This is a genomic window from Rhizobium sp. UGM030330-04, from assembly GCF_003208455.1.
In the GTDB taxonomy this organism is placed as follows: domain Bacteria; phylum Pseudomonadota; class Alphaproteobacteria; order Rhizobiales; family Rhizobiaceae; genus Agrobacterium; species Agrobacterium rhizogenes_A.
Genome location: NZ_QKML01000001.1, coordinates 250,527 through 262,058 on the forward strand (window position 1 = coordinate 250,527; position 11,532 = coordinate 262,058).

Annotated in this window: 10 protein-coding genes; all 10 read right to left on the minus strand. The window is 59.7% G+C overall.

Annotated features, from left to right (window positions below):
* Positions 1-13: 13 nt before the first annotated feature.
* Positions 14-742: an esterase family protein gene (locus N434_RS01235; RefSeq protein WP_110755593.1), complete on the minus strand. Its 729-nt coding sequence runs from the start codon at positions 740-742 to the stop codon at positions 14-16.
* A complete protein-coding gene (locus tag N434_RS01240; protein WP_110755595.1) occupies positions 739-1,704 on the minus strand; it encodes an acetylxylan esterase in 966 nt (321 codons plus the stop codon). The genes N434_RS01235 and N434_RS01240 overlap by 4 nt, the downstream gene beginning before the upstream one ends.
* A gap of 124 nt (positions 1,705-1,828) precedes the next feature.
* Positions 1,829-2,755, minus strand: coding sequence for a carbohydrate kinase family protein (locus tag N434_RS01245; RefSeq protein ID WP_110755598.1), 927 nt, complete (start codon positions 2,753-2,755; stop codon positions 1,829-1,831).
* 98 nt (positions 2,756-2,853) lie between these two features.
* A complete protein-coding gene (locus N434_RS01250) occupies positions 2,854-3,552 on the minus strand; it encodes an orotate phosphoribosyltransferase (protein ID WP_006310650.1) in 699 nt (232 codons plus the stop codon).
* Positions 3,553-3,723: 171 nt separating this feature from the next.
* Complete coding sequence (pyrC, locus tag N434_RS01255; RefSeq protein WP_110755599.1) at positions 3,724-4,761, minus strand: dihydroorotase; 1,038 nt, start codon at positions 4,759-4,761, stop codon at positions 3,724-3,726.
* A 112-nt stretch (positions 4,762-4,873) separates the two neighbouring features.
* A complete protein-coding gene (locus tag N434_RS01260; protein ID WP_110755603.1) occupies positions 4,874-5,911 on the minus strand; it encodes a 4-hydroxyproline epimerase in 1,038 nt (345 codons plus the stop codon).
* 127 nt (positions 5,912-6,038) lie between these two features.
* Positions 6,039-7,361 carry an alpha/beta hydrolase gene (locus tag N434_RS01265; protein ID WP_110755605.1) on the minus strand — a complete coding sequence of 441 codons (1,323 nt, stop codon included), beginning with the start codon at positions 7,359-7,361 and terminating at the stop codon, positions 6,039-6,041.
* A gap of 191 nt (positions 7,362-7,552) precedes the next feature.
* Positions 7,553-9,046 (minus strand): succinyl-CoA:acetate CoA-transferase ScpC, encoded by a 1,494-nt coding sequence (scpC, locus tag N434_RS01270; protein ID WP_110755940.1) that lies wholly within the window; start codon positions 9,044-9,046, stop codon positions 7,553-7,555.
* Between the two features lie 293 nt (positions 9,047-9,339).
* A complete protein-coding gene (locus N434_RS01275) occupies positions 9,340-10,140 on the minus strand; it encodes a phosphodiesterase (RefSeq protein ID WP_110755607.1) in 801 nt (266 codons plus the stop codon).
* A 66-nt stretch (positions 10,141-10,206) separates the two neighbouring features.
* Complete coding sequence (locus tag N434_RS01280) at positions 10,207-11,499, minus strand: ABC transporter substrate-binding protein (protein WP_110755608.1); 1,293 nt, start codon at positions 11,497-11,499, stop codon at positions 10,207-10,209.
* Positions 11,500-11,532 lie beyond the last annotated feature (33 nt).

Below are 11,532 nucleotides of genomic sequence, written 5' to 3' on the forward strand. Positions count from 1 at the left end.
GGCTGTCGGACCTTCAAATATAAAGTGCCGCCATTTTACGCCATGCGCCCGCCCGGTGCGCGCGGCCTTCCCAGACATGCATCTGATGCCCCACCTGCTTGTCCGAGAGCACACGGCTCAGATGATGGTTGTTGTTAAGAAAGGGGTCGGCGTCACCGATGGTGAAGACCATGTCGATGCGGCGCAGGCTATCGAGCCGCCAGGGGCATGAGAGGCCCGGCAGGAAGTGGCTTGGCATGTGGAAATACACGTCGTCATCATAATAACCATCGAACAGATCGCCGAAGGACTCCACCTTCATCGTCAGGTCGTAGCGGCCGGAAAAGGCGACGAGCTTGGTGAAGAGATGCGGATGGCGGAAAACGAGGCTGGCGGCCTGAAAGGCACCGAGGCTGCAGCCCTGCACAATGGTGCTGCCCTTAGGATTCTTCTCGGCCATCAACGGCAACACTTCATTGAGAATGTAGGCCTCAAGTGCTGCATGACGGCGCACACGCTCGGCTGGATGGTTGTGGCCCGCGTAAAAACTTTCCCGTGCCAGACCCTCGATACAATAAAGCTGGAGGTGGCCGGCCTCCAGCTTTTCGGAAAGGCTCGCAACGATGCCTAATTCCTCATATTCGAAGAAACGCCCATCGCGGGTGGGAAACATCAGCACCTTGGCGCCGGCATGACCGAATATCAGGAGCTCCATATCGCGATGGAGCCTGTGACTATACCAGCGGAGATATTCGCGTTTCATGGCACCTTGAAAAACCGTCTGACCTTGTCCTTATGGACCGCATCTTGCGATGCGCTGTCAGCGTAATCGAAATGCCCGGCGTCGAGGATGAAGATTTCATTAAATTTTGATTGCGGCAGCGCATTGGCCACTGCGAACTGGCAGGGCGGCGCCACCGACGGATCAAAGAGCGCCGGCGCAACCAGCATTGGCACTTTTATGCGGGCAGCGGCACAGGCGGCATCGAAGAAGCGCAGGGTCTCGAGCACATTCGGATGCGCCTTCTGGTATGACTGAACCGAATTCGCACTGCCAACGGTGGGCAATGTCAGCCAGAACGGGCGGTGCCCGAATGTCGGCACCACCAGATGGCCACGGTCGATGCGCTCGTCAAAAGGTATTGCCAGAGCGCCGATGCCACCGCCGAAACTGATACCGCTATACCCCACCTGCCCTTCCAGCCAGGGATAAAGCGTCACGAGCGTGGAAACGGCGACCCACAGATCATCGACACAGCCGCCGATGATGTAATCGTCTTTCCTGTCGATATTGTAGAGAACATGAAGCGCTGATTCCGAAGAAATCGGCGGGCAGGCGCTTAACGAGATACCGCGAAAACAGAGAAACAGGACTGCCGTTTCTTCCACCGGCACTTCGAAATCTGGCTCAGAGCGCCCACCATAACCATGGCCGACAACGAGGCCGCGGCGCACATGGCCTTCGCGTGGAAGAAGCATCCACCCGCCGATGCGGAAGCCGCCGGTCGAGGTGTAGCTGACATCGAGGACATGCCAGCGCGGATGGCTGAGCCTGCTCCTGCGCAGCACCGGCCGCGGATCCGTGGCGAGCGCGCGGCGATAGCGCTTCCGCCAGAAATCATCGAAACCCGGCGGTGCATCGGGCGGGGTAATGGCCAGCAACTGCTCGCGCTGCATGCCATAGGTCGGATCGAAATCAAAAGGATGGGTCTTCGGAACACTCATGCGATGCTTGTTTCGTGAAAAAACAGCTGACACAAGCGTGATAATATCGAAATACCGGTTTTTTGCGGCTTTAGCACCGGGGAGAGCGTTGAGCCACCTTTTCAAAATGGTTCAACCGCGCGCATCAAAGGCCGATTTCATGCGCAAATGGCGGATTCGCGCCAGCGCGTGAGACGGTGACTGCCGCCGCCTTCGCGCCCAGCGCCAAGGCCTTTCTGATCTGCTCTTCCGTCAGCGCTGCAACCTGCGCCTTCGTGAGGATACCCTGCATTTTAAGCGAAGCGAGGATGCCCGCATCGAAAGTGTCGCCCGCGCCGACGGTGTCGACGACTTCGACCCGCTCGGAGGCCACTTCCACCTTGAGATTGGCAGTATAGCCCACAGCCCCCTTGGCACCGCGGGTGACGACCACCAGTTTCGCGCCATGATGCAGCCAGTGGCGGGCAAGCGTATCCTCATCGCCTTCCAGACCGAACCAGGCCAGATCCTCATCCGAGAACTTGACGATATCCGACATGGCGGCCATGCGGCGGATGCGGGCCATGTGGGACTGCTTGTCCTTGATGAAGCCGGGGCGGATATTCGGATCGAGCGAGATGACGCGGCTTTGATGCTCGCGCGTCATCAGCGCCTCATAGGTGCTGCCGCAGGGCTCGGGAATGAGGCTGATGGCGCCGAAATGCAACGCTTCGCAATCGGCGCCCAGCGCCGGAAGCTCGGCCTCTGTGATCATCCGGCCAGCGGTGTTCTCGTCGTAAAAAGCGTAAGTCGCGTGGCCGTCCACCAGCTTGACGAAGGCGATGGTCGTCGGCCGCGACAGCGTCGCGCAATAGCTGAAATCCACCTTGCTGGCGCGCAGGGTTTCCCGCAGGATATCGCCCATCATGTCATCGGAAAGACCGGTGAAAAAGGCGGAGGGGACGCCGAGACGCCCCAGCGCAATTGCCGTGTTGAAGACCGCTCCGCCTGCATAGGGGGCGAAACCCGCCTCACCCAGCGTCGTCTGCCGGGGCAGCATGTCAATCAGGGCTTCACCACAACACAGGATCATTACGGTCCTCCTCAAAACAGCAAATCAAATGAACTTAAATCGATTTAGACGAAGATCGATCGGAAGGCCAGCCACAAGCCGACTGGCCGCATCCGAAATTAAGATTGCGGCAATTCGCTGACGCCGCCATGCTTGGCAGACCAGGGCAGCGGATTATCGAGGAAGGCTTCAACCCCCGACAGCGTCTTTTCATCGAACAGTTTTTCAGCCCGTGCGACCGCCAGAACATCGCGCCAGGTCGTCAGATAATGCAGCTTGACATTGCCATTGGCGAAGCGCGCTTCGGCCTCTTCGAAGATGCCGTAATAGAAGAGCGCGATGCCATGATCGACAATGCCGCCCGCCGCACGGATGGCGTCGATGAAGGTGAACATCGAACCGCCGGCCGTCGTCAGATCCTCGATGACGAGAACGCGGGCACCCTCAGGCATATGGCCTTCGATCTGGGCATTGCGGCCATGGCCTTTCGGCTTCTTGCGGCAATAGATCATCGGCAGGCCAAGGCGCTCGGCAAGGAAAGCGGCAAAGGGAATGCCCGCCGTTTCACCACCGGCGACACAGTCGAACTTCTCGAAGCCGGCCTCGCGCATGACAGCCGCCGCCGCGAAATCCATGGCCGCCGAGCGAATGCGCGGGAAGGAGATGAGCTTGCGCATGTCGATATAGACAGGGCTCTTCATGCCCGAAGCGAAAGTATAAGGGCTTTCGGAATTGAAATGGACCGCCTTGATTTCCCACAACATCTTCGCAACCAGTTCCGCGACGACAGTGCGGTCAGTGAATGTGAAATGGTTCATAGGCGTTCTCCTTTTCGGCCTTGGTTTATCGCTCCGAAAACCCGGATCGGTTTGCGGAAAGCACAACGTCTTGGTTCAGTGTTGCAGGCATCCTCAGGCGGCACCGGATTTGAGGGCGGATACCTGAAGACCATAACAAAACCGCCGGCAGTGCCGGCGGTCATTAAAAAATCAGCTTACATCCCAGTGGAGCGGGAACATCGGGTCGAACACCGTCACCGGCCCGACGCCCGTCTCGATCTTTTCGGGGAAGGAAACCGCCTCGTTACGCTTGACCAGCGTGATCGTCTCTTCATTCGGCGCGAGACCATACCAGGCGGGACCATTCAGCGAGGCGAAGGCTTCCAGTTTATCGAGGGCATTTTCGTCCTCGAAGACATGGGCAAGGCAGCTCATGGTGTTGATGGAGGTATAGATACCGGCGCAGCCGCAGGCGCATTCCTTGGCGGGATCGACATGCGGGGCGGAATCAGTACCGAGGAAGAAGCGCGGATCACCCGAAGTCGCGGCAGCCCGCAGCGCCAGCCGGTGTTCTTCGCGCTTGGCGACGGGCAGGCAATAATAATGCGGCTTGATACCGCCGACCAGAATGGCGTTACGGTTGATGATGAGATGGTGAGTGGTGATGGAGCCGGCCAGATTGGCCTTGGACGACTTGATATAGTCCACGCCGTCGCGGGTGGTGATGTGCTCCATCGTCACCTTCAGTTCCGGCAGGCGCTGGCGCAGCGGTTCCAGAACCGTATCGATGAAAACCTTCTCGCGGTCGAAAATATCGACCTCCGGCGTCGTCACCTCGCCATGCACGCAAAGCGGCAGGCCAATCTTCGCCATGCGCTCCAGCACCGGCATCGCCTTATTGAAATCGCGCACGCCGCCATGGGAATTGGTGGTCGCACCCGCGGGATAGAGTTTTACGGCGGTGATGAGGCCGCTTTTTTTGCCCTCTTCCACGTCGTCGGCAACAGTATCCTCGGTGAGGTACAGGGTCATCAGCGGCTCGAAGCGGTCACCCGCCGGGATCGCCTTGACGATGCGTTCGCGATAGGCGCGGGCATCGGCCGTGGTAACGACCGGCGGCACCAGATTCGGCATGATGATGGCGCGGGCGAAATGGCGGCTCGTATCCCCGATCACCCCTTCCAGCATGGCGCCATCACGAAGATGCAGGTGCCAGTCATCAGGGCGGCGCAGGGTGAGCGACTTCATCGGGATACCTCGGAGCGTGATGGAATTGCGCCCGCTTAGCATCTTTTGCCGCGGGAAAACAGCCGCCAGAGGTCATCGGGCGGCTGTAAATTTCATTTTTTTAAAGCGTGTCTCAGATGTTGCCCGCTTCCGGACCCCAGACATCGGTCATGGCGAAACCATCCGCCAACGGGTCGAAAGGATCGAGACCCACCTGGTGCAGACCGAAGGTGAAGCCGCGCCCGGCAATGGTGGGAATGACGGCCGGACGACCCGCCACTTCGGTGACGGCGGAAAGGCCGACATCAAATTCCGAACCGATGATCGAGCGGGATTTATATTCGTCGCCCACTTTCACCTTGCCGCGCGCATAAAGCGTGGCGAGATTGGCGGAATTGCCGGTGCCACAGGGGGAGCGATCCGCCCTGCCTGGCCACATGGTGGTGCAGGTGCGGATGGAGCCATCGGCATCCACATCGCGGAACATGACATAAGCGACGCCTGATATGGCAGGGATTTCCGGATGAACGACCGTCATTTCACGGTTGACGAGGTCCTTCAGGGTCATGCCGGCGGCAACGAGTTTCGCGGCATTGGCCTTCTCGATGGTGAGACCGATCTGGCGAACATCAACGAGTGCGTAAAAAATGCCGCCGTAGGAAATGTCCATCGTCACCCTGCCCCATTCGGGCGTGTCGATGCTGACATCCAGCTCATGCACGAAGGACGGCACCATGGTCAGCTTGACCTTTTCGCAGCGCCCGTCATGGCAGGTGGCCGTCGCTTTGACGAGGCCGGCGGCCGTTTCCAGAATGATGACGGTTTCCGGTTCCCGCATCTCCACCATGCCGCTTTCCAGCAGTGCCGTGGTGGCACAGATGGAATTGGAGCCGGAGCTGGCATGCGCCTGATCTGGCTGGAGAATGACGAAAGCAGCGTGCGCATCCGGATGCTTCGGCGGCAGGAGAAGATTGACCGACCCCATCGGCGTACCGCGCGGTTCAAGCGTCAGGAAGCGGCGCAGCGCCTCCCCCTGCGGGTCCGTATTCATCCAGTGAAGCTGTTCAGCAACCGTGTTGCCTGGGATTTTCGGCGCGCCGCCGGTGACGACACGGCCGATTTCGCCTTCGCAATGGACATCGAGAAGCTGGAGGGTGCGTTTCCAACGCATGGGGTCTTACTCCGGAAGTTGGGTTGTTGGCCCAACCATACAGATAAAAATACAAGCTGTATACAAATCTGCGGGGCGTGATGACAAAAACGCTTCGCGTTTTCGCCACCTCCACACGCATCATAGTTTAGCGGTTACGGCATTCCGCCCGGTTTCGATTGGCGGCGGCATCGCAGTTCACCCTTGACGACTGCAGCGCCTGATCGTCCACCACGGAACCGGCCGTATCGCCCACCGATCCGACGGTATTCTCCATGGAGCGCCCGAGGCGTTCCACCTGCCGGCCGTAATTTTCCCGCGTGCGCGGATCAAAGACTGCAATCGGTGCGCTGACCACCACGCTGGCCGCCGTTCCGACGGTTTGCGCAGCGCCGATGCTGACCGCGCCAAGCGCCTCACCCAGACCGACATCGGAATCCGTCACCGTCTGGCCGGCGATGAGGCGGTCGCCGATCAGGCGGACGACCTCGGGGCTTTCGGCAAATTTACCGTGGTTCAGGCGATCACCGGATTGCAGCTTGGTGAGATCGAGAACGGTGATGCCGGCCTTTTCCAGCTGGCTGCTATAAGGCTCGACGGATGGATCGATCTGGCCAAGGCGGTCGACATTGCCGGAGATGCGGCGCGACAGGCTGAGTGCGCGGTCATCCTGCGAGACGAAAAGGGTGAATTTCGGCGGCGTCTTGCCAAGACTTGCGAATTGCCGGCTGAACACGTCCACATCGAGATCCGGCGCGGCAAGAATGACATTGCTGATCTTCGGATCGACCCGGCCGTTGCGAATGGCCATCTGGCGCAGCGCTTCCACCGCAAGCCAGGTACCCATGGAATGCGCCATGACCGTGACCTCGCCGATGGACTTGTCCTTAGCCAGGCGTGTCAGCATCTCTTCAAGCGCATCGCGGGAGTAGTTGGTGCTTTCCTTGTCGTAATTATAGTCGAAAATGCTTGCCCGTGAAGGCCAGGTGAAGACGACGGGCACAACATCCGTGCCTGAATCATGGACGATCTGGGCGAAGCGATAAACGGATTCTTCGTAGCGATTGTTGAAACCATGCACGAAGACCAGCACGCGGCGGTCCTTCGCGATATGTTTACCGATCCAGCTTCTGGTTTCGGCTTCGGAACGAATAGGCTCCACCGCCACCGTGGTGAAATCCTTCAGCGGGTTCGGCGGCAGTTTTTTCGGCCATTGCACCTGCCCAACCTTGCGGTTGGCGTTGGGCGGAATGGAAATGGTGACAGCATCGACCTTCAGGCCCGTTCCACGCTCACCGCCGAAAAGCACGGCGGTGTTTTCCGATGGCGCACGCGTGGTGGCAACCAGAAGATTGACCGGCGTCGTGCCCGCCACGGTCTGCCCCGTCGGCGTCATGACCCCGATAGGACGCCCACCGCAGCCTGCGAGCAGGGCGACAATCGCAATTACGGCCACGAAGCGAATGGGCATCACATCACTCTCCTACAACCCAGAGGCAGCCGGATAGCAGCCAAGGGGAGAGAATTTTCTACCGGAGGCGGAACTGCCGCGCCAGCAACCAAAGCGGAGCAGCGGACACTTTCCGCCCCGGTGTGTCCAAACAGACCCAATTGCCAGCCGACAGGCCGGAAACTCGGCGGACGGCAAGAGCGTGGGACCTATTACTGCGGCAACATCGTTCCTCTCTCCCGAAGCGCATTATGCCAGGACAGTGCCTCTTCGATGAGATGTGGCGTGTGCCCGCCCCGTGCCGCCGCCCGCTGAAAATAATCCGTCAGCGCATCGCGATAGCTGGGATGCACGCAATTTGCGATGATAACGGCCGCTCGCTCGCGTGGAGCGAGACCGCGCAGGTCGGCCAGCCCGGTTTCGGTGACAAGAATATCGACATCATGTTCGGTGTGGTCGACATGGCTGACCATCGGAACGACGCTGGAGATGGCCCCGCCCTTGGCAATCGACTTGGTGACGAAGATCGACATATAGGCGTTGCGGGCGAAATCCCCCGAGCCGCCAATGCCGTTCATCATGTGCGTTCCGCCGACATGGGTGGAGTTGACGTTTCCGTAAATATCGAATTCCAGCGCCGTGTTGATGCCGATGATGCCAAGGCGGCGGATGACTTCCGGATGATTGCTGACTTCCTGCGGCCGCAGGATCAGCCGGCTCTTGTACTCGGCCAGCCGCGGCATGACCTGTTCATTCATGGCGGAGGAGAGCGTGATCGACGAACCGGAGGCGAAGGTGAGCTTGCCGGCATCGAAAAGCTCGAAGGTCGAATCCTGCAGGACTTCCGAATACATTTTGAGATCGTGAAACGGCGTATCGATGAAACCATGCATCACCGCATTGGCGATGGTGCCGATGCCGGCCTGGAGTGGCTGGAGTTCGTGGGTCATGCGGCCATGACGAACCTCGTTCAGCAGAAATTCGGTGAGATGGCCGGCAATCGCCTTGGTTTCGTCATCCGGCGGCAGCACCGTCGAAAAGCTGTCGCTCTTGTCGCTCAGCACGATTGCAGCGATTTTTTCCGGCGGAACCGGAATGAATGGCAGGCCGACACGGCTGTCCGTCGCCACCACGGGGATGGGCATGCGGGTCGGGCGTTTGGCGGGAATGAAGATGTCGTGCAGCCCCTCCAGCACTTCGGGTTGCGACAGGTTGATCTCAACGATGACCTTGTCGGCCAGAATGGCGAAGCTTGCGGAATTACCGACCGAGGTGGTGGGGACGATACCGCCTTCCGCCGTGATTGCCACGGCCTCGACAATGGCGATATCGACCCCGTGAATCTGACCGCCACGCAACTGCTCCACCGTTTCGGAAAGATGCTGATCGATGAACATCACCTTGCCGTCGTTGATTGCCCTGCGCAAAGCGGGATCGGACTGGAACGGCATGCGCCGCGCCAGCATGCCGGCCTCGACCATGGTCTTGTCGAGATCGTTGCCAAGCGATGCGCCGGTCATCAGGGTGATCTTCATGGGATGCGACTTGGCGCGCTCGGCCAGCGCCAGCGGCACGGCCTTGGCTTCACCAGCGCGCGTAAAACCGCTCATGCCGACGGTCATACCGTCCTGAATGAGACTGGCGGCTTCTTCGGCGCTGACAATCCTGTTCAAGAGGGACGCGTTGCGAATACGCTTTTCAAGCATGCACTTCTCCATGATCTGTCATCACGATGGCACGGCATTCGGCTGGCCACCTCTTCGGCGACTATGGCGTGCAGCTTCATCGATGAAACTGACATAGATCAAGGGTGTGAACGGAACCATGGCCTTCGCGCATCAAATCCCGTTCAACAAACCACAAGTGGCGCATCGGCGCGACAGGCCGTGCGATCTTAACGCCACGCCGGCTTATGATCGGCATGTGCCTGCCGCCGGAAACTCCTCAACGGCAACTGGCGATGAGGCGACGGCCTCATCGCAGGCCGGAGTGCCCGTGATCAGGGGCCCACGCAGACAGGTGCCTGCCCGAGCACGACCTGCCCCACTTCCGCATCATAGGCGCGCAGGCCAAGTGCGCCTGTTGTGATGACGCGGTAACAGGGATTGCCGCCCGTCCACAGCGGATCCAGGACATCGATATCGGTGATGAAACGGTGGGCGCAGGCCTGACCCGAGCTATAGGCTATGCCTTCGGCGGTGGTGCCCGCCATCGGCACATGGATATGGCCAAAAATGATATGACGCACACCGGCCGCATGGGCCGTGAGGCAACGCATGAGCGCACCGTCATCATGCATGCCGATATGTTCGAAATGGCGGATGCCGCAATCCATCGGCGGGTGGTGGATGAAAACCGTTACCGGCAACTCGCCCGCGCTTTCCAGCGCGCCCTCCAGCCACACCAGACGATCCGCACCATAGATGCCACCGATGACGTCGGCTTCGTGGCTGTCGAGAAACAGCAGCCGGCCGAAATCCGTATCGATGAAGGACTGGATGTAGCCGTTTTCGTCGCGCGGCTGTTCGGGGAAGGCCGCCACGAATTCAGGCCGGCGATCGTGATTGCCAAGCATCAGCCGCACGGGAACGGAGACCGGAGCGAGGATGTCGCGCAGCAGCTCATAGGCCTCCGGCTCACCGTAGTTGCAAAGATCGCCCGTCATGACAAGAAGATCGGCGTCGGCGTGTTTTTCGATAATATCGGCGATTGCCGCGCGCAGCTGCTTTTCCGGGTCGACGCCGTTTATCGCGATGCCCGGCGGCAGAAGATGGGTATCGGTGATCTGGATGATCTTCATAACAGGTCTTTCTGGGCAAAATGGCTGCGGGAACGGATTTCCCCGCAGCCTTTTCGTTAGTTCTGCTTATTTCAGCAGGGCGTTGGTCTGCTCGACGATCTGCTTGAGACCGGCTTCCGGCGTTACCTCACCGCGCATGACGGTGCCGATGATGTCGCGCTGCGTGCGCCAGATGCGGACGGAATCACCACCCGGATAACCAGCCCAGGGCAGCGAACGATCGGCCTGAAGCGAAGCGGTCTTCACATTCGGGTTCTCGGCATAATAGGGTGCCAGGAAGTCCGGGCCGGTGGCCAGCTTGTTGGTCGGCAGGTAGCCGGTGATGCGAACGATGGTGTTCTGCGCTTCCGGACCGGTGATCCACTTCAGGTATTTCCAGGCTGCATCCTGCTTGGCCTTGTCCTGCGTCAGGATCACGGCAGAGTTGCCGCCGGTCGGCACGCCGCCGTTTTCCTTGTTGTCGAGCGGGAAGGTCGCCGTCTTCAGCTTGAAGCGGTCGCCAACCAGACCCTGAATCGTCTGGACGTGGGCCGGGGTCGAGAAGATGAAGCCGGTGAGGCCTGCACCGAACTGCTGGCGCGACTGATCCCAGTCGAGCAGGTTCTGACCACCTTCGGTGACGAACTGGCGAGCCATCTTCAGGGCGTTGAGGCCGATCTCATTGTCGAAAGCAACGGTCTTGGTCTTTTCGTCAACGAGCTTGCCACCCTGTTCGAACACCAGCGCCTGCCACAACCAGTCATCCGGCCAGCCATTGATGTCGTAGCTCATGCCGGCGAACTTGGCATCGAGAGCCTTGATCTTCTTGGCGAGAGCAATGAGTTCCGGGAAGGTCGTCGGCATCTTGTCCGGGTCGCCGCCAGCCTTGGTGACGAGGTCGGCGTTGATGTAGATGATCGGCGAGGAAGCGTTGACCGGCAGGCCATACTGCTTGCCGTCGATCTGGCCGAGCGCGGCCATCTTCGGGCTGTAGTTCTTGTCGAGGAAAGCCTGACCGCCTTCAGCCGCAATGAACGGGCCGAGATCGGTGATCTGGTTGCGCGGTGCGAGCGTGTGAACCAGTTCCGCCGTCAGGTTGTAGCCCGAGAAATAAACGTCGGGCAGATTGCCAGTGACGGCAGAGCGCAGAACCTGCTGCTGGCCTTCGTTGTAACCGGCTGCCGGAGCGAGGAAGTTGATCTTCACATCCGGGTTCTTCTTCATGAATTCATCGGCCAGCGGCTGATGGAACTTGGTGAAGCCCGGCAGGTTGTAGAGAACATTCAGCGTGATTTCATTGGCCAGAACCGGCTGAGCGAGGCCCGCAAAAGCCATGCCGAGAGCCAGACCGCCCATCACAGCGCGTCGGTTGAGTTTCATGTCAGTCTCCAGAGAGGTTGGGAGGAGGAAGTC

Excerpts from the sequence above, each read along its gene's own strand:
- N434_RS01235 (WP_110755593.1), bottom strand. The coding sequence starts at position 742 with ATGAAACGCGAATATCTCCGCTGGTATAGTCACAGGCTCCATCGCGAT.
- N434_RS01240 (WP_110755595.1), bottom strand. The coding sequence starts at position 1,704 with ATGAGTGTTCCGAAGACCCATCCTTTTGATTTCGATCCGACCTATGGC.
- N434_RS01245 (WP_110755598.1), bottom strand. The coding sequence starts at position 2,755 with ATGATCCTGTGTTGTGGTGAAGCCCTGATTGACATGCTGCCCCGGCAG.
- N434_RS01250 (WP_006310650.1), bottom strand. The coding sequence starts at position 3,552 with ATGAACCATTTCACATTCACTGACCGCACTGTCGTCGCGGAACTGGTT.
- pyrC (WP_110755599.1), bottom strand. The coding sequence starts at position 4,761 with ATGAAGTCGCTCACCCTGCGCCGCCCTGATGACTGGCACCTGCATCTT.
- N434_RS01260 (WP_110755603.1), bottom strand. The coding sequence starts at position 5,911 with ATGCGTTGGAAACGCACCCTCCAGCTTCTCGATGTCCATTGCGAAGGC.
- N434_RS01265 (WP_110755605.1), bottom strand. The coding sequence starts at position 7,361 with ATGCCCATTCGCTTCGTGGCCGTAATTGCGATTGTCGCCCTGCTCGCA.
- scpC (WP_110755940.1), bottom strand. The coding sequence starts at position 9,046 with ATGCTTGAAAAGCGTATTCGCAACGCGTCCCTCTTGAACAGGATTGTC.
- N434_RS01275 (WP_110755607.1), bottom strand. The coding sequence starts at position 10,140 with ATGAAGATCATCCAGATCACCGATACCCATCTTCTGCCGCCGGGCATC.
- N434_RS01280 (WP_110755608.1), bottom strand. The coding sequence starts at position 11,499 with ATGAAACTCAACCGACGCGCTGTGATGGGCGGTCTGGCTCTCGGCATG.